At 55.5% G+C, this 21462-nt stretch carries 23 protein-coding genes; 11 read left to right on the top strand and 12 right to left on the bottom strand.

Going from position 1 to position 21462, the window contains the following annotated elements:
- The first annotated feature begins 33 nt into the window (after window positions 1–33).
- From ABJF76_RS17600 to ABJF76_RS17580, 5 genes are all read left to right on the top strand, one after another.
- Window positions 34–1368 carry a glutamine synthetase family protein gene (locus tag ABJF76_RS17600; protein ID WP_413821011.1) on the top strand — a complete coding sequence of 445 codons (1335 nt, stop codon included), beginning with the start codon at window positions 34–36 and terminating at the stop codon, window positions 1366–1368.
- A gap of 39 nt (window positions 1369–1407) precedes the next feature.
- On the top strand, window positions 1408–2085 hold the full coding sequence (locus ABJF76_RS17595) for a type 1 glutamine amidotransferase (protein WP_413821010.1): 678 nt from the start codon (window positions 1408–1410) through the stop codon (window positions 2083–2085).
- Window positions 2086–2088: 3 nt separating this feature from the next.
- Window positions 2089–3453, top strand: coding sequence for a glutamine synthetase family protein (locus tag ABJF76_RS17590; protein WP_413821009.1), 1365 nt, complete (start codon window positions 2089–2091; stop codon window positions 3451–3453).
- A gap of 60 nt (window positions 3454–3513) precedes the next feature.
- Complete coding sequence (locus ABJF76_RS17585) at window positions 3514–4812, top strand: NAD(P)/FAD-dependent oxidoreductase (protein WP_413821008.1); 1299 nt, start codon at window positions 3514–3516, stop codon at window positions 4810–4812.
- A 117-nt stretch (window positions 4813–4929) separates the two neighbouring features.
- Window positions 4930–6108, top strand: a complete 1179-nt coding sequence (locus ABJF76_RS17580; RefSeq protein WP_413821007.1) for a DegT/DnrJ/EryC1/StrS family aminotransferase — start codon at window positions 4930–4932, stop codon at window positions 6106–6108.
- A gap of 44 nt (window positions 6109–6152) precedes the next feature.
- On the opposite strand, the gene phaR is transcribed toward ABJF76_RS17580, so the two are convergent.
- The gene (gene phaR / locus ABJF76_RS17575) at window positions 6153–6707 is read right to left on the bottom strand and encodes a polyhydroxyalkanoate synthesis repressor PhaR (protein WP_413822629.1); all 555 of its coding nucleotides are present in this window, start codon (window positions 6705–6707) and stop codon (window positions 6153–6155) included.
- A gap of 278 nt (window positions 6708–6985) precedes the next feature.
- Between phaR and ABJF76_RS17570 the strand changes: the two genes are divergently transcribed.
- Both ABJF76_RS17570 and ABJF76_RS17565 read left to right on the top strand, forming a co-directional pair.
- Window positions 6986–7930 (top strand): glutathione S-transferase family protein, encoded by a 945-nt coding sequence (locus ABJF76_RS17570; RefSeq protein ID WP_413821005.1) that lies wholly within the window; start codon window positions 6986–6988, stop codon window positions 7928–7930.
- Between the two features lie 58 nt (window positions 7931–7988).
- Entirely contained in the window at window positions 7989–8351 is a 363-nt protein-coding gene (locus ABJF76_RS17565) for a tautomerase family protein (RefSeq protein ID WP_413821004.1), read from the top strand.
- 318 nt (window positions 8352–8669) lie between these two features.
- On the opposite strand, the gene ABJF76_RS17560 is transcribed toward ABJF76_RS17565, so the two are convergent.
- The gene (locus tag ABJF76_RS17560) at window positions 8670–8891 is read right to left on the bottom strand and encodes a DUF2061 domain-containing protein (protein WP_413821003.1); all 222 of its coding nucleotides are present in this window, start codon (window positions 8889–8891) and stop codon (window positions 8670–8672) included.
- 124 nt (window positions 8892–9015) lie between these two features.
- Here ABJF76_RS17560 and ABJF76_RS17555 point away from each other — a divergent pair, with 124 nt between their 5' ends.
- The gene (locus ABJF76_RS17555) at window positions 9016–9858 is read left to right on the top strand and encodes a helix-turn-helix domain-containing protein (protein ID WP_413821002.1); all 843 of its coding nucleotides are present in this window, start codon (window positions 9016–9018) and stop codon (window positions 9856–9858) included.
- 162 nt (window positions 9859–10020) lie between these two features.
- On the opposite strand, the gene ABJF76_RS17550 is transcribed toward ABJF76_RS17555, so the two are convergent.
- Both ABJF76_RS17550 and ABJF76_RS17545 read right to left on the bottom strand, forming a co-directional pair.
- Complete coding sequence (locus ABJF76_RS17550) at window positions 10021–10467, bottom strand: phasin family protein (RefSeq protein ID WP_413821001.1); 447 nt, start codon at window positions 10465–10467, stop codon at window positions 10021–10023.
- Window positions 10468–10619: 152 nt separating this feature from the next.
- Window positions 10620–12425 carry a PHA/PHB synthase family protein gene (locus ABJF76_RS17545; RefSeq protein ID WP_413821000.1) on the bottom strand — a complete coding sequence of 602 codons (1806 nt, stop codon included), beginning with the start codon at window positions 12423–12425 and terminating at the stop codon, window positions 10620–10622.
- Window positions 12426–12584: 159 nt separating this feature from the next.
- On the opposite strand from ABJF76_RS17545, the gene phaZ reads away from it, so the two are divergent.
- Both phaZ and ABJF76_RS17535 read left to right on the top strand, forming a co-directional pair.
- The gene (phaZ, locus tag ABJF76_RS17540) at window positions 12585–13874 is read left to right on the top strand and encodes a polyhydroxyalkanoate depolymerase (RefSeq protein ID WP_413820999.1); all 1290 of its coding nucleotides are present in this window, start codon (window positions 12585–12587) and stop codon (window positions 13872–13874) included.
- Window positions 13875–13879: 5 nt separating this feature from the next.
- Window positions 13880–14458: a DUF6151 family protein gene (locus tag ABJF76_RS17535; protein WP_413820998.1), complete on the top strand. Its 579-nt coding sequence runs from the start codon at window positions 13880–13882 to the stop codon at window positions 14456–14458.
- A 40-nt stretch (window positions 14459–14498) separates the two neighbouring features.
- Here the strand turns inward: ABJF76_RS17535 and ABJF76_RS17530 are convergent, their stop codons facing one another.
- From ABJF76_RS17530 to ABJF76_RS17500, 7 genes are all read right to left on the bottom strand, one after another.
- Window positions 14499–15209 (bottom strand): alpha/beta fold hydrolase, encoded by a 711-nt coding sequence (locus ABJF76_RS17530; protein WP_413820997.1) that lies wholly within the window; start codon window positions 15207–15209, stop codon window positions 14499–14501.
- Window positions 15210–15321: 112 nt separating this feature from the next.
- Window positions 15322–16416, bottom strand: coding sequence for an ABC transporter substrate-binding protein (locus ABJF76_RS17525; RefSeq protein WP_413820996.1), 1095 nt, complete (start codon window positions 16414–16416; stop codon window positions 15322–15324).
- Entirely contained in the window at window positions 16416–17456 is a 1041-nt protein-coding gene (locus ABJF76_RS17520) for a peptidoglycan-binding protein LysM (RefSeq protein WP_413820995.1), read from the bottom strand. Before ABJF76_RS17520 ends, ABJF76_RS17525 begins: the two co-directional genes overlap by 1 nt.
- A 133-nt stretch (window positions 17457–17589) precedes the next feature.
- On the bottom strand, window positions 17590–18204 hold the full coding sequence (locus ABJF76_RS17515; RefSeq protein ID WP_413821053.1) for a hypothetical protein: 615 nt from the start codon (window positions 18202–18204) through the stop codon (window positions 17590–17592).
- A 17-nt stretch (window positions 18205–18221) separates the two neighbouring features.
- Window positions 18222–18650, bottom strand: a complete 429-nt coding sequence (locus tag ABJF76_RS17510; protein WP_413820994.1) for a VOC family protein — start codon at window positions 18648–18650, stop codon at window positions 18222–18224.
- Window positions 18650–19633, bottom strand: coding sequence for an alpha/beta hydrolase (locus ABJF76_RS17505; protein ID WP_413820993.1), 984 nt, complete (start codon window positions 19631–19633; stop codon window positions 18650–18652). Before ABJF76_RS17505 ends, ABJF76_RS17510 begins: the two co-directional genes overlap by 1 nt.
- Window positions 19630–20382 (bottom strand): alpha/beta fold hydrolase, encoded by a 753-nt coding sequence (locus ABJF76_RS17500; RefSeq protein WP_413820992.1) that lies wholly within the window; start codon window positions 20380–20382, stop codon window positions 19630–19632. The genes ABJF76_RS17505 and ABJF76_RS17500 overlap by 4 nt, the downstream gene beginning before the upstream one ends.
- 267 nt (window positions 20383–20649) lie before the next feature.
- Here ABJF76_RS17500 and ABJF76_RS17495 point away from each other — a divergent pair, with 267 nt between their 5' ends.
- Window positions 20650–21126, top strand: coding sequence for a GNAT family N-acetyltransferase (locus ABJF76_RS17495; protein WP_413820991.1), 477 nt, complete (start codon window positions 20650–20652; stop codon window positions 21124–21126).
- Here the strand turns inward: ABJF76_RS17495 and ABJF76_RS17490 are convergent.
- Window positions 21111–21323, bottom strand: a complete 213-nt coding sequence (locus ABJF76_RS17490; RefSeq protein WP_413820990.1) for a hypothetical protein — start codon at window positions 21321–21323, stop codon at window positions 21111–21113. The two genes, ABJF76_RS17495 and ABJF76_RS17490, sit on opposite strands and share 16 nt — an antisense overlap.
- Window positions 21324–21462 lie beyond the last annotated feature (139 nt).

Genomic DNA, 21462 nt, shown 5'->3' with positions numbered 1-21462 from the left:
GGGACTGAAAGACAAACAAATAAGAGAAGACCCATGCACCCATGGCTGATCGACAACCCAGACATTCGCACGATCCGCGTCGCCGCATCTGATCTGAACGGCGTCGCGCGTGGCAAACGGATGCCTGTGCGCTATGCCGACAAAGTTGCAGGCGATGGCACCCGATTTCCCATGTCGGTCCTGAACCTCGATATCTGGGGGGAAGACATTGAAGACAGCCCGCTAGTGATGGAAACCGGTGACCGCGACGGGGTTTTAAAACCAACAGAGCGCGGGTTTATGCCGATGCCGTGGCTTGCCAATCCGTCCGGATTGTTGCCGATTTGGATGTTTCACGAAGATGGCCGCCCCTTCATGGGTGATCCGCGTCATGCCTTAGCCGCTGTTGTAAAACGCTACAAGGACCGTGGGTTAACACCCGTTGTTGCAGTAGAGCTTGAGTTCTTTTTGATCGATGATGCTGGTACGCGACTGCGGGTGCCTGTCTCTCCGCGGTCGGGCAAGCGGCGGGTGGCTGGCGAAATCTTGTCATTGCGGGCGCTAGATCAGTTCGACGATTTTTTCTCGGAACTTTACGATGCCTGCGAGGCGATGGACATTCCCGCGGACACCTCGATTTCCGAGGCCGGTTTGGGCCAGTTCGAAATCAACCTCATGCACCAACCTGACGCGCTTAAGGCGGCCGACGATGCGTGGTTGTTCAAGATGCTGGTCAAAGGCATGGCGCGCAAACACGGCTTTGCGGCGTCCTTTATGGCGAAACCCTACGAAGACTATGCCGGAAACGGCTTGCACATGCACTTTTCCGTGCTGAACGCGAACGGCGAAAATGTCTTTGACGACGGGTCGGACACTGGCAGTGACATGCTGCGCCACGCGGTGCAGGGGTGCCTAAGCGGGATGGCCGGATCAACGCTGGTCTTTGCGCCGCATGCCAATTCCTATGCCCGGTTCGTGCCCGGCGCGCACGCGCCCACCGGCATTGCCTGGGCCTATGAAAACCGCACCGCCGCCATCCGCATTCCGTCCGGGCCAGCGCCCGCGCGGCGCATCGAACACCGTCTTGCTGGGGGCGACGTGAACCCCTACCTGTCGATCGCCGCCGTCTTGGGTGCCGCCATGAATGGTATCGAGGACGCAATCGAACCGCCCGCTCCGATCACTGGAAACGCCTATGCACAGGACCTGCGCAGTGTGCCAATGACGTGGGACGCTGCCATTGATGCCTTTGAAACTGATCCGCACATCAAACGTATTTTTGACGCAGAACTTGTCCGTAATCTTGTGATGACCAAGCGGCAAGAAGTGCGATCTATGGCCGATCTCAGCGCCGAAGAACAAACGGAAATCTACCTCGACACAGTTTAGGCCATGCTTTAGCTTTGCTGCGTAACCCTCAGGTGATCTATGAAAATTGGCATTTTGCAAACCGGTCACGCCCCTGACGTTCTTTTGGAGCAAATCGGCGATTACGACGTCATGTTTGCGCAGCTTCTGGGCGGGCACGGCTTTGAGTTCGAAACCTATAATGTGGTCGACATGGAGTTCCCCGCGAACGCCGAAACCTGCGATGGGTGGATCGTCACAGGTTCCAAACACGGCGCTTATGAGGATCTGGCGTTCATTCCCCCGCTTGAGGATTTGATCCGCAATGTTGCCGACACCAAACGCCCCATGGTGGGGATTTGCTTTGGCCACCAAATCATAGCGCAGGCAATGGGCGGCAAGGTCGTGAAATTTGATGGCGGTTGGATCGTCGGGCGACAGACTTATGACTTTGGTGACGAAACGCGGGTCATCAACGCATGGCATCAGGATCAGGTGGTCGAATTGCCCCCCGGTGCCCGCGTGGTTGGTTCAAACGACGCCTGTGAAAACGCCGCCCTTTTATACGGCAACCACATTTGGACTATTCAGCCCCATCCGGAATTCAACGCAACGGTGGTGGATGCGCTTGCCACGCACCGTGGCCCCGGCGTGGTGCCGGATGCTGTGTTAGATGCGGCACGCGCCGATCTGTCTAAACCCGTGCATCAAAGCGCAGTTGCAGCCGATATGGCCGCTTTCCTCAAGCAAGAGTCCTAATCCATGGCCAACACCCCCACGTTAAACAATTTGCCTGACGCCGCCCAACAGTACCTTGAAGGACGGCGGCTGGATGAGGTGGAATGCGTCATCTCGGACCTGCCCGGCATCGCGCGTGGCAAGGCTGTGCCTGCGTCGAAGTTCGCAAAGCAAGACTATTTCCACTTGCCCGATAGCATCTTTTATCAAACCATCACCGGCGGTTGGGGCGAAGCGGCAGGCGACGAAGGGTTCATCGAAAAGGACATGGTCCTGCGCCCGGATATGTCCACCGCGACGGCCGCCCCGTGGACCGGGGATTGGACATTGCAAGTGATCCACGACGCCTTTGACCGCAATGGCGCGCCGGTGCCGTTTTCCCCGCGCAATGTGCTAAAGCGCGTTGTGCAATTGTATCACGATCAGGGGTGGGAACCCATTGTTGCGCCTGAAATGGAATTCTTTTTGATTGCGCGAAATCTGGACCCTGCCCAAGAAATCAAGCCGATGACCGGCCGTTCGGGTCGCCCGGCGGCTGCGCGCCAGGCTTATTCCATGACGGCGGTCGATGAATTTGGCCCCGTGATCGACGACATCTATGATTTCGCAGAAGCCCAAGGATTCGAGATTGATGGCATCACCCAAGAAGGCGGGGCCGGTCAGCTGGAAATCAACCTTTTGCACGGCGACCCGGTAAAGCTTGCCGACGAAGTGTTTTACTTCAAACGTTTGATCCGCGAGGCCGCCCTGCGCCACGATTGTTTCGCCACCTTCATGGCCAAGCCCATCGAAGACGAACCCGGGTCAGCCATGCATATTCACCATTCCATTCTGGATATGGAAACCGGCCAAAACATCTTTGTCGGCCCACAAGAAGGCGACACCGACGCATTCTTTCATTTTATCGCAGGCCTTCAGAATTACATGCCGGCGGCCTTGGCGGTGATGGCGCCCTACGTCAACAGCTATCGCCGTTACGTCAAGGATCACGCCGCCCCGATCAACCTTGCTTGGGGGCGGGACAATCGTACCACTGGCATCCGCGTGCCACTGTCCGAACCCCAAGCCCGCCGGGTCGAGAACCGCATCGCAGGCATGGATTGCAATCCCTACTTGGGAATCGCGACGTCGCTCGCGTGCGGCTATCTGGGGCTGATGGAAGAAAAACGCCCCTCGGCGCAGTTCAAAGGCGACGCCTATGAAGGCGACGGCGAAATTCCCCGCGTTCTGGGCTCTGCCCTTAGTCTATTTGAGGAATGCCAACCTTTGCATGACGTATTGGGCCCTGAATTTGCCCGCGTTTACGCCATCGTGAAACGGGCAGAATATGACGAATTCTTGCAAGTGATTTCCCCTTGGGAACGCGAACATTTGCTGATCAACGTCTAATTGGCACCCGGCCCTGCGGGGCGGGTTTTCTTGGCAAGATGAAGCTTAGGAGTTTGATCCGTGGACCTTCTTTACGCAAACGATCGCGAGGGGGCTTACCCCGACAGTTGGTATGCGGCGACGGCTGATATTTCACCTGATCGCCCGCCCTTGGCTGGTGACATTCAGGCCGACGTTTGCATCGTCGGCGCAGGTTACACTGGCCTGTCCGCCGCTTTGCATCTGGCGCAGGCGGGCCACAAAGTCATTGTGCTAGAGGCACACCGCGTGGGTTTCGGGGCATCGGGGCGCAATGGCGGGCAACTTGGTTGGGGCCAACGGGTTGAACAACCCGGGCTTGAGAAAATGGTCGGAATGGAGCGCGCGCGCGACCTGTGGGCCTTGGGGCAAGACGCGACGGCTTTGGTCAAATCCCTGATCGCTGAACATGACATTGACTGCCATCTACGCCCCGGCATCGCGTGGACAGGTGAAAGTGCAGGCGAAGTGGACGAATTACACGCCTATGCCGAGCATATGCACCGCCATTACGGCTATGAAATGCAGGCGTTGGACGGGCCGGGATTGCAAGCCATCTGCCCCTCGCCCGCCTACAAAGGTGGCGTTATGTGCCACGACGGCGGCCACTTGCATCCCTTGCGCTATGCCCTTGGCTTGGCCCGTGCTGCCGAGGCCGCAGGTGCGACTATCCATGAACGCAGCGCCGTTACGCGTATTGAGAACGCGCAGCAAACCACCGTGCACACAACCACTGGCCACGTGCGTGCCGATCATGTGATCCTTGCCTGTAACGGCTATCTTGGTGGGCTTGATCAACGTGTTGCGCGCCGGGTTATGCCCATCAACAACTTCATCGCCGCCACAGCCCCGTTAGAAAATCCCGAACGGGTGCTGGCCCAAAACGTGGCCGTTGCCGACAGCCGATTTGTGGTGAACTATTTCCGCCTGTCTCACGACAATCGCCTGCTGTTCGGGGGCGGCGAAAGTTACGGTTATCGCTTTCCAAGCGACATCGCCGCCAAAGTGCGCAAACCGATGACGCAGATTTTTCCGCATCTGCATGATGTCCCCATCGACTATGCGTGGGGCGGAACCTTAGGTATCACGATGAAACGCCTGCCCTATCTGGCACGGGTTGCACCGGGAGTGTTGTCTGCGTCGGGCTATTCTGGGCACGGCGTGGGCACCGCAACCCATGCTGGCAAATTGATGGCACAGGCCATTGATGGCAATGCGCGTGGCTTTGACACAATGGCTGCGATTCCAACGCAACCCTTTCCCGGCGGACCACGCATGCGCACGCCTCTCTTGATGTTGGCGATGACGTGGTATGCATTGCGAGACCGCCTCGGGCTTTGATTTTCCAAAATTTCGCACATCACATGGGCGGCATTTTACCATGCCGTCGCAAAAAAGCTTTGCTTTCTTGATACATGGATTTAAAAAACTGAAATCTATTCATAAGGAATCTGAAATATGAGCCTTCCTGATATGCACAGTTCTGAAGCGATCCCTGAAGCGGCGCGCGTCGAAATTGACCGCCTTCTCAACTCTGGCGACCTGTTTCGCTACACTGCGGCAAGCGAAGCCCCTGTATCCTTGCTTGAATCCGAATTTGCAGCGCTTTTGGGCGCAAAATTCGCGCTTGCTGTGTCATCCTGCTCGGCCGCGCTTTTCTTGTCGTTGAAAGCGTTAAACCTACCGACGGATGCACCTGTTCTGATCCCCGGCTTTACCTTCGCCGCTGTGCCTTCGGCGGTGCTGCATGCCAACTGTCGGCCCGTTTTGTGCGAAGTGGACAACACCTACCGCATCGACCTGCAAGATTTCGCCGCCAAGCTGCCCGGCGTTCAGGCGGTGATCATCAGCCACATGCGCGGCCACACTTCGGATATGGATGCGATCATGCAGATGTGCGACGCCGCCAATATCCCCATGATCGAAGACGCAGCCCATTCATTGGGCACCACATGGAATGGGCGCAGAATCGGCACGTTGGGCCGGATGGGGTGTTTTTCGTTTCAGTCCTACAAAATGATTAATGCCGGCGAAGGCGGGATCATGATCAGCGATGACGCCGACCTGATTGCGCGCGCCATCATCATGTCGGGCGCTTACGAACATAACTGGAAAAAGCATGCCGTCCTGCAAGACGCGTTTGCCGCTCACCAAAATCGCTTGCCGCTTTATAACCTGCGTATGTCCAATCTGTCGGCAGCCGTAATTCGCCCGCAACTTCAGCATCTTGACCAACGTGTGGCAGACGGGCGGCGCAACCATGACCTTGTGGCCGACCGGCTAGAGCAAAGCCCGCACATGCAAGTGCCGTCCCCCCTGCCCGGTGAAATCCGTGCACCCGACAGCATTCAATTTAACCTTACGGGCTTAAACGACGATCAAGTCACCCGCTTCGTCGCAAAGGCCGCAGATGCTGGGGTCAAAGTACAGGTGTTTGGGGCAAGTGCCGACAACGCACGCGCTTTCTGGAATTGGCAGTTCATCCCCGACTTGCCCGAACTGCCGCACACCCGCGCCATGTTGATGCGCGCATGCGATGTGCGGTTGCCGACGCATTTACCGACGAACACCCTTAATGCGGTAGCTGACATTCTGTTGAACGCAGCCGCAAGCGTCGCACTCCCAGAGCAGGTTTAAAGCCTGCTCGTCGATCGCGGGTGAAGATGCGCGCGCTCTAGGCGTTACGACATTTTCGAAAGCTTCGCCTGCAATTCGGCCAACTGCTTTTTGATCGTGGCCAAATCTTCGGCTTCTTCCTTGGTTTCAGGTTCAGGCTCCTCGCTTGCGCTCCAGCCCGGTGTTATGCCGCCGGTCATTGCCTTCATGAACGCCTCTTGTTGCGCTTGCATCATCTCAAAACCGGGCATCTTGGTCATCGGGTTCATGGCCGAGACGTTCTCGATCACCTTGCTTTGACCTTCGCGCAACATATCGAACGAGGTTTGAAGAAATTGCGGCACAACAGACGCGCCACCGCCCATATAGCTGCGCACAAGGTCCGTCAGAACATCCGTTGGCAAGACATTGTCGCCCCGGCTTTCGTGTTCCGCAATGATTTGCAGCAGGTATTGACGGGTCAGATCATCTCCGGTTTTCAGGTCGACAATCTGAACTTCGCGCCCATCACGAATGAACCCCGAGATGTCCTCAAGCGTCACGTAATCGCTGGTTTCGGTGTTATAAAGCCGACGGCTGGCATAGCGTTTGATAAAAAGTGGTGCTGATTTCTCTGTCACGTGCCTAATCTCCCCGATGCGGCGTGCTGCATTGCAGCTTAGGACGGGTACGTTTAAAAAGAAAGGGTGCAACGCTGGGTTCTACTCAAGAAGAATTGCGCACTAAACATACGGACCCGTTTGCAAGCCATTCCACTACGAACCACAACGTTCTGAGCCCAAAGCAAACGATCACGCCCATCAGTGTTTGACCGTGCAGATTGCCAACCCTGGTTGAACCACATACGTGCCTCCGATAGCGTCCAATGTTCAACAAGCCCCGAAAAAAGAGAAACAGCATGACTGATCCAGCCACAGAAATTGTCTTTCACAATTACCCACAATCCCCTGTGGCAGAAAAAGTGCGCGTCGCTTTTGGCATCAAGAATGTGTCTTGGCGTGATGTTGAAATCCCGCGTCTGCCGCCAAAACCGATGTTGACGGCGCTGACCGGTGGTTATCGACGGACCCCAGTCATGCAAATCGGTGCCGACATCTATTGCGACAGCCAGTGCATTCTGCGCGAACTTGAACGCCGCAATCCCAAGCCGTCCTTTATGCCGACATCCGAGGCCGGTTTAATGTGGTGCCTTAGCCGTTACACCGATGGCGATCTGTTCACGTTGGCTGTGAAACTTGTTCTTGGCTCTGCCGGCAGTGATCTGCCTAGCGATTTTGCCGAGGATCGTGGGCGATTGTATCTGGGCCAAGATTGGGTTGAAGGGCTGAAACGCGCCAACGAAGACCTTCCGCATCTTGTTGCCCAAATGCGTGCGCCCTTGTCGTGGATGAACAATCAGCTGGGCGACGGGCGCGCATTTTTGCTAGGCGCAGATCCGGCTGCGATCGATGCGCAGATGTATCACAATATCTGGTTCATCCGCGGACGTTGGAGCGGCGGCGCGGCGATGTTGTCCGAGTTTCCCGACCTTGTCCGCTGGGAAGACAATGTCCGAGCGATTGGCCACGGAACGTCCAACGCAATGGATGCTCAGGAAGCGATTGCACGGGCCAAATTGTTGGAACCGGCTTCGCCTACGGGTGTCGCTGCACACGATCCGCAAGACCTGCACGTCGGGACAATGGTAACCGTCAGCCCCGACCTTGATGGCGGTGAGCAACCTGTTGACGGCAAAGTGCGCTTTGCCGATGCTGACACAATCGGGATCGAGCGGACAACCGACGACGTCGGCACTGTTTGCGTTCACTTTCCACGCGCGGGATATCGCGTTTCGATCGCCTAAGCGGTTAAATTGAAACCACATTTCACAACCATATGCAGCACCGTCAAAGGAGTAGATCATGCCAGTCATCCGCATTGAAGTCCCCGAAGGCACGCCCCAAGACACCAAACGGCGCATTCGGGACGGCGTGAAACAAGCCGTTCTCGACACCCTTGCCCCCAAGGAGGTCAAATACGACTACGTTGGCGTGCGCGAAGTATTTGGCGAATTGGGCGATGGTTTACCGCTGGTCACTGTCGACCTGCGCCCGGGCCGGGACGCAGGGCGTAAAAAGGCGCTTACGGATGCAATTGCCGTGCTTTTGCAACAAGAACTCAATTCTGACCCCGTCGATCTTTATGTACTGTTTCGCGAAAACCCGGCCGAAAACCACTATACTGGCGGAACGCCTTTGCCCGATTGGGTCCCTGCGGATCAGTAGGGGGGCCAACGCGCGTAACCGTTTCGAAGGTAAGCACAGCCTTAAGCGTCAAACTTGCCACGATTTCGCCAGTAAGATCGAGCAGCTTCCAACCATATTCATCAGCACCAGAGGCCGTCGCAGTCGCGTTACACAAAACGCTGCCTGCGCCGGTTGGTGATCTGTTGGCAGCACACAAACTGTCCTGACACATGTGACGTGTAAGGCGTTGGTCGCATCGAATTCGTTCTACTTACTACATTTTGGCTTCACGGCTAGGGTCGGCTTGTTCTTGGTAAACCAAACCTAATTGAACCAAGCAGAAGTTTTGGTTGGTGATCATTTACCAGCGGAATCGACAACGCCTCTGCCCCAAGGGATTCTTGACCAGACCAACTCGTGCACAAAATATGCAGCAAAGCCGGTGATGGCTCCGACAAAGGCGATGCCACCGCTTGCGGCAATTGATCCTGTAAACAGAAATCCAATCAACATCATTGAGAAGAACCCAGCGACTTGCCAGGTCACGGCTTTGGTAAAGAGTCTGATTGTGCTGTCCATTGGGGGGGTGCCTCGGGATGTATTTAACTGCGGCTTTGCTACTGCGGATATGGATGTATGGACATTATGGGAATTTGCTGCGCTTGCTCTCTACTGTAGATTTTAAACTGCAAAGGAATTTTCAGTGGACAAACGGGACCGCGCAACCATTTTCCGAAACCGCCTTGAGGAAGCGATGTTGCGCAAGGGCTTGTCCAAAAGTGCGTTGTCCAGAGAAACGAAAGTGGATCGTTCAACGATTGGGCAACTCCTTAAGGACGACCATCCGCGCCTGCCAAACGCACAATTGGCTGCCGATGCCGCAGATGCATTGGGCGTGAGCACAGACTGGCTGCTTGGTCTGACAAATAGGCCGGAAACACCCGGCGATATCGTTGCGGCGGCGTTGTCTCTTAGCCCTGCGGAACGCACGTCGGCAGATGAACAACTTCTTGAATGGCATCGTGAGGCAGCGGGATACAAAGTGCGCCATGTGCCGGCAACGTTGCCAGATATTCTAAAGACAAAAAGCATGTTGAAGTGGGAATACGCATCCGTACGGGAACGCCGTTTACCCGAAGCATTTGATGCGATGCAGGATCAGCTTGAATGGTTGTCTTCAGGCGTTTCGGATTATGAAATAGCCATTCCCATTCACGAAGTCGAAGCCTGCGCGGCGGGTACCGCATATTACAAGGGTGTTGATGAAGGCATCAGGCATGAGCAATTGAATTTCATTGCCGATCAATGTGATCAGATGTTTCCACGTCTTCGGGTGTTCTTATTTGACGCGCATCGGGTGTTCAGTTCCCCTGTCACCGTTTTTGGTCCAAATTTAGCGGTCGTATATATCGGACAATGCTACCTCGCATTTCGTGAGGTTGAACGCGTTAAGTCACTCTCAAATCACTTTGACTGGCTTGTCCGCGAGGCATGTGTGGACGCCCGACATGTCCCAAGCTTCATTCGGTCGCTTACAAAGCAATGACGCAGCGAGTGCGGCGAAAGCGCAAAGCTGCAACCTTTGCACAACAAAAAAAGCGGGCCTTTAAAGGGGCCCGCCAAAGTCATCGCATCATTTCTGGGAGGAAGGAAACGCGATATTCTTTAAGTTTAATCGTTAACGTCAGTACACTCGTTAATCGTAAGATTACTTAGCAGTTGCGGCTTTCTTGGCAGCAGCTGTCATATCGCCAGTGGCTTTTTTCACGGCTTTGGATGTGTCTTCGCTGATGTCTTTGCCTGCGGCCATCATCAGTTCAACTGTTTCCATTTGAACGCTTTTCGCAACTTCGGCGAATGCGGCCATGTGCTCGGCTGTGACTTCGGCATAAGAAGATGCAAAGTCGGTCATCGCTTTGGCATAGTCAGCTGGCTCTGTTTTGGCTTTGGACATGTCTGTCAATTTGGCCAATGTCTCTTTTGTCCACTTGGAGGAGATTTCAGTGGATTTTTCAGCGGCGTCGATGGCGACAGTGCTGAGTTTTTCGTTCAGCGATGTGGCTGTTTTGAATGCGTCTTCCATGGAAGCTGTGTCCACTGGGAATGCGCCCATTACGTCTTTCAGCATCGCGGTCATATCTTGTGTCTTAGCCATTGTGTCAGTCCTTCAGGTTCTCTGTGGGACATCCCCACCGTTTCTCGTCTGACACCTATCTAAATGCCGCGACGCAGCATTTCAAGTTTTTTCTGCCGCAGCGCAGCAATAAATTCCTAACTACCTGTAAGTACGTGTAATTTTTCAAAACCTTAAGGTTTGGCTTTGATCGCAACATACGTTCCTGGCGCATCACACAGCACGGGATGCGCGGAATCACCGGGGTCTCGCGCTGGCATTTGCGCCCCTGCCCGCGATTTCAACCACTTGCCCCACCGCGGCCACCACGACCCGTCGTGGAATTCCGCGCCTTCAGCCCACGCCTTGTGGTCAAGATTGAGGTCGGTATTGGTATAGTGTCCGTATTTGTTGCGAGATGGTGGATTGACGATGCCCGCGATGTGGCCCGACTGGGTCATAATAAAGGTCTTGTCCTTGGACCCCATTGCCTGAATGCCGCGATAGCTGTCTTTCCACGGTGCGATGTGATCCGTTTCGCAGGCGATGGCGCACAAAGGTACGTCGACATCCCCAAGCGTCAAGTGATGCCCCATGAGATCAAAGCCAGTGGTCGCCAGTTCGTTGCGCTGGCACAAGCCTCGTAGATACTGCATCGCCATCTTGGCTGGCAGGTTCGCCCCGTCGCCATTCCAATACAGCAAATCAAAAGCTGGCGGTGTTTCCCCCATCATGTAGCTTTTGATCGCAGGGCCATAGACCAGATCATTGCTGCGCAAGAACGTAAACGTACGCGCCATGATGATAGATGGCAGAATGCCCTTATCTGCGCATTCGGCTTCGATCCCATCAATGAAATCGTCCGTTAAGAACGGCTGGAATTCCCCCTGATCGCCAAAATCTGTGAGCGCGGTAAAGAATGTGGCGGACTTGATCGACGTATCACCACGTTGTTTCAGCAAACTTAACGTCAAAGTCAGGGTAGTGCCTGCGATGCAGTACCCGATGGCGTTGACTTGACTTTCGTCCGTAATGGCCTTGGCCGCTTCGATCGCGGCCAGATATCCATCTTGCACATAGTCCTCAAGACCCACACCCGCATACGCCGCGTCCGGGTTGACCCACGACACGACAAACAACGTGTGCCCTTGATCCACCAGCCAACGCACCATGCTGTTCTGTTCTTTTAGATCAAGGATGTAGTATTTGTTGATCCACGGCGGGAAAAGCACCAGCGGAGTTTTGTGTACCGTTTTGGTGGTGGGCGTGTACTGGATCAGTTCCATCATGCGGTTGCGAAACACGACCTTGCCGGGGGCAGTAGCAATATTGCGCCCCAACTCAAAGGCACTGTCATCAGCCAGTTTAACGATCAATTCGCCGTTGTTTGCCTCAAGATCGGAAATTAGGTTCTCAAGCCCTTGAACAAGGCTGTCCCCTTCCGTCGCCACCGCTTTTTCCAAGGCATCCGGGTTGGTGGCCAAAAAGTTCGTCGGCGACATCATATCAAGGATTTGACGGCTGAAATATGCAAGGCGGCGCTTTTCAGGGTCATCCATTTCCGTGACGTCATCAATGGCCTGCTCCACGGCGGCGGCATTGATCAAGTATTGCTGTTTGACAAAGTTGAAATAAGGATGCGTGTCCCACAACGGATTGGCAAAGCGACGATCCGACGGGCCGGGATCTGGGGGTGCCGTCAGCTTGCCGCTGGCCAAGGCTTGCTGGGCTTCGACAAAGTGGGTGACCGATTTGGACCAGAATTGCAGCTGATGTTCCAACACTTTGGCCGGATCACGCAAGGCTTCGGTCCAATAGGCACTTGCAGCTTTTTGAAACAATTCCTGATTCGGACCATCCAAGGCTTCGTTATGCATGCTGCGGTGCGTCATGACTTTCGTAAGACGTTGGCTCAGTTCCTCGACTTTACGCAAGTTTGCAGTCAATTTATCGAGGTTTTCGCCGGTAGGAGCACCACCCGTAGTGTCTGCGGTTGTCATATTAACGTGTTCCTCGTAGACTTTGCACATGCAGCATTTAGGTTTAGGCTGACTTTAGCCCCTTAATATTGTCGCATGTTTCTGGGGGCAAAGCGACACACCGTCCCATACGGGTATTTTATTTACGCCCGCCCCATAATGAGAACGAAGGAGAGTGCAATGCGTTACATGGCCAGTTACGACTTCATGGAAACCATGCGAACCACGAACCAATGGCTGGGCGCTACGGCCCAAGCAATCGGCGGCTATCCTGCGTTCTCGATGATCCCCAATCCAAGCATGGAATGGATGCGCGCATGGGGCGAAGTCACCGAACGCACGTTCCAGCGCATGGTGGTCAAACCCGATTGGGGCATCCCTTCCATCACCGCAGAAGACGGCAAAGACCACCCGGTTAATGTCGAAATGGTCATTCCTGGCGCGTTTGGCGACCTGATCCACTTTGATGTGGTCGGTCGCCCGGAACGCCCACGTAAAGTGCTGGTCGTTGCGCCCATGTCGGGCCACTACGCCACATTGCTGCGTTCAACCGTGATGTCGCTGCTGCCCGATTGCGAAGTCTATATTACCGATTGGCACAATGCCCGCGACATTCCCGTCAGCGCAGGTAAGTTCGACGTCGAAGATTACACTCTCTATCTTGTTGATTATATGCGCCATATGGGGCCTGACACCCACGTGATCGCCGTGTGCCAACCCGCACCGTTGACGCTGGCGGCAACTGCCTATCTGGCCGAAGAAGACCCACAGGCCCAGCCCCGCTCGCTGACCCTGATTGGTGGCCCAATTGATCCCGATGCCAACGCAACGGATGTCACCGACTTTGGTCACCGCGTCACCATGGGCCAGCTCGAAGAGACCATGATCCAACGCGTCGGCTTTAAACACCCCGGTGTTGGGCGCAAAGTTTATCCCGGTCTGCTGCAACTGGCGTCTTTTGTGTCGATGAACGGCGAAACACACGCCAAAGCGTTCCAAAACCAGATCAGTGCCGTCGCCAAAGGCGAAGCGGGCGATCACGACAAGCACAACAAGTTCTATGACGAATACCTTGCCGTTATGGACATGACGGCAGAATTCTATCTGTCGACCGTCGACCGCATCTTTAAGAACGGCGAAATCGCGAAGAACGAATTTACCGTTGCGGGCAAACAGGTTGATATCGGCAAGATCACCACGGTGGCCGTCAAAACTGTCGAAGGTTCAAACGACGACATTTCTGCCCCCGGCCAATGTATCGCGGCCCTTGATCTGTGCACAGGCCTGCCCGACGAAAAAAAGGCCAGCCATGTCGAAGACGGGGCCGGCCACTACGGTATTTTTGCAGGCAAAAGCTGGCGTAACAACATCCGCCCCTTGGTGCTGGATTTCATCGACGCAAATTCGCCCAAAACGGCAGATAAGAAACCGGCGCGCAAGAAAACCGCTAACAAAAACGCAGCGGCGTAAACGCGATGGCTGCGCCTGAGCTGACATTTGCCTGTACGTGCGGCACTGTGCGCGGCGCCCTTGTGGGGGCGTCCGCAACCGAGGGCACGCGTGCAGAATGTTTCTGCGCCGACTGCCGCGCCTCTGAAATCTATGCACGCCAACCCGATCCGGCCCCAAATGGGGTGCAATTGTTTCAAGCCATGCCTGACCAGGTTCGCTTCGATGCTGGCCACGAACAATTGGCCGTGTTCTCTTTATCAGAAAAAGGGTTGCTGCGTTGGCAGGCGAAATGCTGCGGAGCGATCATGTTTTTCACCATGCGCTCGCCCAAAATCCCTTTTGCCTCGATCCGCACGGACAGATTGACGGACCCCGATGCCCTTGGCCCGGTTATTGCCCGCGCATTTGTGCGTAAACCAAACGGGAAAATCGGCCACGACCGGCTTGGGACATTCATCTATCGCTTTGCATCCCGCGCCGTGTCGCGCCGTATAAGCGGAAAATGGAAGAACACACCGTTTTTCGATGCTGAGACGCTAAAACCTGTGGCCGACATCTATGTTCTTAGCAAAGATGAACGCAAAGCAGCCACCGCGGCCTAGCTTTTTCGCGGTTTGTTTGCGCCGCGAGACGGCGAATACCTTAACGTAAAATCAGCGGTTGGCGCAGCCAGTCACGCAGGGCTTGTGTCGTTTCGGCCGGCGCTTCGAGCGTGGGTAAATGGCCCGCCGTTGGCAAGACCCGTAATTCCGCCCCATGGATCAATTCGGCCATGAATGTATGGCGTTTTACAGGGCACAACACATCATGTTCTCCGCACAAGACCAAGGTCGGGACACGGCATTTGCGCAAGGTTCCCTGCTGGTCGCGACGGCGTTGCAGAGCGCGCGATTGGCGCACAAACATGTCCGGCCCTAAGGCATCCGCCATGTCCATAACCAATTCAGAAATCTCGTTACGATACGGACCCGGCCCCAGATAACTTGGTATCAATTCATCGCGGATAACCGCATGCATCCGACCCGAGCGCACCTTCACAATCTGTGGTTCTCGTGCGGCGGCAGCTTGCGGTGTATCGGCCAAAGGTGTGGTATCCAAAAGCGCCAAACGTGTGATGCGATCGGGTGCGCGGCGCAGCAGTTCCATCGCCACGATGCCCCCCATCGACAGCCCTGCCAAAGCAAACCGTTGCGGCAGCTCGTCCAGCAAACCGCTGGCGATCTCTTCTATGCGATCACCACGGGTAACTGGCGACAACATAACGGAAAATTCCGAAGACAGCTCTGCTATTTGCGGGCCAAACAGGCGCGCATCGCACATCATTCCCGGAAGGAAAACAAGTGGCTCAGCCATGCCAGTGCCCCGTCATTTTCAACATGTCCCGCCTGCCATTAATTTTGCGCTACAATGGCCCGCCACGCACGTCGCGGCAACCCATACTTGGCCGCAAAACCTAGCTTTTGATTTAATCCCAAAACTGCGCCAAGTGACGGCTGACGATCTCGTTGTAACGCGCGCTTTGGCGCAGCTTGGCCAAGCCCGCGTTAAAGCGATAAAGATGTGTCGTGCCGCGCCAATGCGTCTTGGAAATTACGGCATGCAGCCCCTCGACCGACACAGGGCGCTCTAGTGGAGTCACCATTTCTGTAAGCCCCAGCTCAAACATCTTTTGCACCCCCAAAAATTCGTTCAGGGTTACAGCATCGACCTCGCCTGCCATAAGCATGTTAAAGCAATCTTCGGGCTTTAGCGGTTGCACCAATGTGATCAACCCACGCGTTAGCCACAAACGATCCGGCCGGTCCAGATCATGCGTGAAATGACCCGCAGGGCGGCACAGCCTACGGCCATGTAGGTCACTGTCTACCTCGAATGGCAACGTCGTATCAGAGCGTGCAAACAGCAAAATCACCACATCAATCAAGGGATCTGAAAAGTGGAAATGCGTGCACAAGCGGTTGGAGGGATCATAGTCACAATCCGGCTTAAACCATGGAAAGCCCAAATCAAATTCTTTGTCATCCAGCATTGGGAAAAGTTGGCGCGACCAGTCGTCCTCCCAACTTACTGCATGTGTCACCGGGTCAGGAGTTTCGGAAAAAATTGCCTGCACCAACTCGCTTAACATCCCTTGTTCGGGCCATGTCTGGTCTGCAAACGGCGGATAATTGGAACGCGCCAAAAGTCGCACATCCACATCCGATTCCTTGGCCGCCACTGCAGGTTGCCGGGCTACGATTGGCGGTTCTGGTTTCGGTTCAGGTTCAGGTTCAGCAACAGGTTGTGGCGTTGGGATAGGCGCGTGATCAGCTGCGCCGGGACACGGAATACGCAGCACCGTGCCTGGGTCAATATCCAACAGGCTGCCGCCTTGCACTTCGGGGTTTGCGTAGAAAATGGCGGACCATTGCGACATGTCGCCAAGCTGTTCTTCGGCAATCGAAAACAGATTGTCGCCACTTTGCACCGTGACTGTTGGTTGACAGGCCAGCGCGTTACCCGCCCATCCCAATGCAAAAATGGTCGCTATCCCCCCGGTATATTTAGAAAGACCGCCCATCACAGGCTAGACCAAAACTGCGGCAGATGCCGATCGATTACCCGTTGATATTCGCCCGTTTTCCGAATGTCTGCGAGGCCAGAGTTGATCAGTTCCAGCAATTCCGTCGCGCGCGGGTGTGATTTGTGAATCAGCGCATGCAAGGTTTCGATCGCCAAAGGGCGCCCTTCTAGGGCCTCGACCTGTTCCGTCAAGTCAAGGTCGCGTACCGCCGCACGCCCGGTGAATTCATTGATGGCAACCCCGTCGACGTCACCCGCCGCCAACATCGCAAAGCAGTCTTGGACCGCCAAAGGCTGAACCAAGGTAATCTTTTTTTCGCTGATCCAGCGCCGGTCTGCCCGGTCCAAGTCGGCAATTGAAAAGCCCTCGGGGCGGCACAGTGTTTTACCCTCGACATCAATATCTTGCGAAAAAGGGATGGGTTGACGTTTGTTCACAAACAACAGCGTCAAAAGTTCAAACATCGGGTCGGAAAACAAGAATTCCTGACACAAAGGATCAGCCCGCAACGTCGCACAATCGGGACGGTACGACGGAAAGGCCAAATCCATCATCCCCTCGCGCATCAATGGATCCAGATGTGCAGTACGGTCGTTGATCCAATTGATGCGAAAATTTTCGGTTCGCCCTGCTTGCCCAATAGCGAGGCTGACCATTTCTGTGATCATCCCCCCCTGCGCCAGCGTGCGGTCCGTAAACGGCGTAAAGTCCCCGGCGGTGACCAGATTGATAACCCCAACGTCTTCTGAGCGTTCTGTGCTTTGCGGAACCGAAACTTGCGCCGGGGACGGATTTGTCGCGTCGATCGCCACGTCCAGCCCAATGGGTCGCCCATCAATGCACGGCAAGTTCAATTTTGACCCGGGGCGTAATTCATCCGGATCATCCCCCACCACAGCGCGATTGTCGCGGTGCAGGATGGGCAGAACTTTCACATCCTTGTACAGTCGGTCCGCGATTTCGGACAAAGTGTCATCCAACTGCACCGTATAGATGCCACCACAAGCCAAAGCACCGCCTGCGCCGAACAGCGCCATCGTTGCCGCACATAGTGAGCGTTTTATTGATGCATTGCCTAACACGGTCATACCCGCCAAAATTCATCATCTTGTAGGGCCACGTCAACGCCTAACCCACATCGTGTGGACAATTCGCCGTGCATCAGACGTCTTAGGGCAAGTTGATGCCGCGAAACGGCGGAAAATCGCTGTATCGGCGTTGCCGCGTTTCAAGGTCCTCGGCCGGGTCGTCCCCTGCGCGCAGCAATAGCCCTTTTGGCGCGATATAGCTGCTGATCGTGCGGCGCGGAATGGGACGCCAATCCAGATTGAATGCGCACAGTTTGGGGAAAAACCACATCGCAGAATAGGGTAAATGGTCGTGTATCCACCAGGCTAGGTCGCGCCAGTCGCGCCCGTGTTCGTATTGGTCTGTGAACCACGGGATCGCCAGTGACGTGCCTGCGATGGCCGCATCCCCTGTGCCCCAATCCCAGATATGGCATTCCATCGGATTGTCGTTACGTGCGCAGTTCAGTTTGTTGTCGTTGCCGTATTGGTTCAACGCCCGAGACCGATACCCCGACCGGATGGCCAACCGCCCAAAGGTTTCCTCAAGCGGGTCCAGCAAGTCCGTACATAGGCGCCGACCATGGGCGATAGCCAAATCAGGATCGTCCGGTATGTTGTTGATTTCATGAAAATTCCCGATTTCAGAATACAGGAAATCGCGCATGTAAAAATGTTTCGACAAACGCACGCGGCCCAATGTCTCAAGGCTCCACATGCTGGCGGGTTTGCGCATTATTCCGCGCCGTTCCATTGGAATGTGCCGTCCGAACCCAATGGCGAAAACGGGTTCCAAGACACTTCCCAGATGTGCCCTTCGGGATCAGCGAAGTATCCGCTGTGTCCGCCCCAAAACACATCCTCGGCCGGTTTTAAAATCCGCCCACCAGATGCAGCGGCACGATCAAGAAGTGCGCCAACTTCGTGCTTTTCCCGCACGTTGTAGCCCAAAGTTGATGCTCCATGCCCAAGATCAGACACCGCAACGCCAATGTCTTTGGCCAAGGCCTCTAGCGGGTAAAGCCCCAACGTTTGTCCAATCAGGTCAAAGGCAATAACCCCGTCCGGGCTGTCCACCCGCGCCCAACCAAGGCTTTCATAGAACGCGCCTTGGGCCGCCATATCGCGCGTGCCTAGCGTGATCAAAGATATCCGTTGTTCCATCATTGCCCCCTTAATTCGTGCGCCCATGCCAGCATACCCTCAAAGGCGGTTTTAGTTTGACCGGGTGACAGGATGTCGCCTGCGATTACGTGCGAACTGGGGTCATCCATTGACCCCATGACCGGGTTCACAACCTTGCTTGGCCCGCCCCAACGGTTGGCAATATCTGTAGCAATATCGGGGCGTACGACGTTGTCTTCGTTGGAAAACCAAAACAGCGCAGGCAGGGTTTGTGCACTGGCATCCTGCGCCACAGCCGCGTCGATAAGTGCCGCCATCGGCAGCATTGCAACGCTGGGATAAGAGGTTGTCCAATAGGTCGCGTGATCCGCATTGGCAGGTTCGAAACTGCGTTGTGCCCCGGCTAGTGAGGGCAACCAATAGCGCGCAGCAGGCCAACTGAGCAGCCGTGCCACAGGCGTGTTGACCCCAAAGTTGGGCGAGACAAAGATCAACCCAGCGACGTCCCGCATCATATCAGTGTCTTGCGCTTTGGCGGCCACCAGCGTGGCACCCGTTGACGTCGCCAAGATCAACACCTTGCGCCCGGCGATGCGTGCGGCTTGCAGGCCTTCGTCCAGATCAGTAGCCCAGCCTTGCACTGTACCTGTTGCAAGTGCGTCGCCGTTGCGCCCATGCCCTTGCAGACGCGTGTAGATCAGATTTGCGCCCAGCGCGTCAGCCAACAAGTCGGGCACGGGTCGGATTTCTTGCGAGGTTGCAGAAAAGCCGTGCACATAAAGGATCGCCCAATCGGTTTGTGCACCCGGCTCATCCGCCCAGATGACGCGCTTTTCCACGCCCGGCGTGATGTCGTCATACGCAGCTTCGACTGTCGCAAAATAGGCGTCCAGATCAGCCGTAACAGTAATGTTGTGCGGGGTAAGTGTTGCATCCTCATATGGACCAAACATCCACAACGCGCCGATGGCGACAGCAAAGCCAACGAACAGATATAATATCCCTTTACCAAGCCTTTTCACACGCTTGCGTCTAGAACTTCGTTGACGGCCTGTTCAATCAACCCAAGGCAAGGCCCATCAGAAAACCGGTGATCTGCGTCCTTAACAAGCAACAGGCGCATGTCAGGACTGCCTGCATGGTTCAGCAATCGCACGGCGGTTTCGGTGCTAACGGCGCTATCCGCTGTGCCTTGCAAGCAACGCACGCGGAAGGGCAATGCCAAAGGATCGCGTAACACCAAATTGCGCCGCCCATCTTCGATCAGCCGTTTGGTAATGATGTACGGCTCCATATAATCCGAAGGCATTTCAACCTGCCCGTCTCGTTCCAACGTGACCCACTGCGCATCGCTGAACGACGCCGCATAACCGTCTTCGGTAAAATCGGGTGCCGCGGCAATGGTAACAAGGCCCGCGACGCGATCTGCAAAGGCCCGCGCAAAAAGCAACGCCTGCCAGCCCCCCATCGAGCTGCCCACGACGATCAGCTTGCCAGTGGTCAAAGACCCAAGCGCCGCCGCCGTGTCTTCGGCCCAATCCCCGATGCAACCTTCCTCGAAGGTGCCAGAACTGTCACCGTGGCCAGAATAGTCGAACCGCAGAAACGCACGGCCTTGTGCGGCGCACCATGCCTCAAGGTGGATGGCCTTGGTGCCTTGCATGTCCGACTTTAACCCACCCAAAAACACGACCGTCGGCCCGGCACCTTTCGTGTGGTGATAAGCAAGGCGGCGCCCCTGCGGTGTCTCAAGATATGCGTGCGCGGCCACGGTGTCCCCTTTCCCGGTTTTTGTCCGCGCGATCATGTGCCGCGTCGAACGCACTGTCCATCCTAGTGGCTAAAGAATCGTGCAAAGCCTTGACCTATTCGCCGGCCTGCTCCACCGTTACTTCCATGATAAAATCGCACATCACGTCGTATTATTTGGCCCGCATATTCCTGCGCGCCGTTGTGATGTCTACCCCCTGACACCCCCAAATGCCCGCGCTCCAGCGGGTCATTCTTTGTCTCTCTGGTTCGCGTAAGGAGACAGAAAATGACCGTTCACACCCGCTTTGTCACAGCTGATGATCTGCCTCAGCTGATTGAAATGATTTCTGATTTGGCGCGCTTTAATGACGATGAGCCACAGTTAAACTTGCATGACTTACAGCGCGACATGTTGGGTGCGCAGCCGTGGTGTACCGTGATTGTAGCCGAAGCCGTGCAAACTGACCTATTGGGGTATGCTGCGCTCTTCCCGCTTGGGCAGTTGCAATTCGGACGGCGGGGTATGGATTTGCACCACCTGTTCATCCAGGCCAGTGCGCGCGGCCAAGGTGTGGGATCAAAGCTGATCGAGGCCTGCCGCGCTCAGGCAAACGCGCTTGGGTGCAGTTTTCTGACCGTCGGCACCGCCCGGGGCAACCATAGGGCCGCATCGTTTTACGAGTCGCGCGGATTTATACGCCGCACCCGTAACGCCCCGCGGTTTGCAATGAAACTGGAGGGGCCGGATCAGCCGCCGACGTAGGTGCCTTTGCTGGGGCGGTAGAACGTCTTTTGATTGTGCAGCTTGCCAAGCAGATTGTGAATTTGGCGCGCCTCATCATCTGCGTCGCTGGGTTTGAGATCGTCTTGCGTTTGTGCCAATTTGGACCGGCGCAACGCAGCTTCGATCAAATCAAGCTCTTGGATGTTCAGTTCAAAATTTGTATTGTACTTAGGCACTGCGCGTTCCTCGTAGGATCAAAAGTTTCCGATAGTGAACTTGAGTCGTAAAATAGGCATTTCGCCCCCAAGGTCCACCCCAAAACGTCGCAAACCGCCCGTCAAGAGTCGCTTTTCCTGCCCGTTGGTAAACAGCAAG

This window comes from Tateyamaria sp. (genome assembly GCF_039940735.1).
Lineage (GTDB): Bacteria > Pseudomonadota > Alphaproteobacteria > Rhodobacterales > Rhodobacteraceae > Tateyamaria.
The sequence above is the reverse complement of the archived record's forward strand: the minus strand, read 5'-3'. Positions and strand labels throughout refer to the sequence as shown.